The organism is Campylobacter coli LMG 9860 (assembly GCF_000254135.1).
Taxonomy (GTDB): Bacteria; Campylobacterota; Campylobacteria; order Campylobacterales; family Campylobacteraceae; genus Campylobacter_D; species Campylobacter_D coli.
In genome coordinates this window covers 1-304 of the sequence record NZ_AINS01000136.1, presented here as the reverse complement: position 1 = coordinate 304, position 304 = coordinate 1, and the positions used below count along the sequence as shown (strand labels likewise).

1 pseudogene is annotated in these 304 nt (G+C 27.0%); it reads left to right on the top strand.

Annotated elements, in window-relative coordinates:
- A pseudogene (locus tag CCO88_RS09750) lies at nt 1–304 on the top strand (motility associated factor glycosyltransferase family protein); the annotation flags it as partial.

Here is a 304-nt window from a genome sequence, read left to right as displayed (position 1 = left end):
TAAGCACGATAGATTTGAGTGAAGAGTTGAAAGTTTATAAGGTTGTATTATTTGACTGTGTTGCAAAGGATTTAGAAATTCAAATTGCTATGATTTTTGATCAGCAAAGTATTTTAGAGTATTTAAGTTTATATGAAATGTTTATTAGCTCGCATTATTATCTTAAATACTATGAAACTTCTATTTTATCTTTAAATGAACTTTGTATTAAAAGTGCAAGTGTAGTAATAAGGAATGCAGATATTACTTGTTTTTTACCTTTGTTAACACATGGACAGTTTTTACAAAACATCCCTTCTATGCT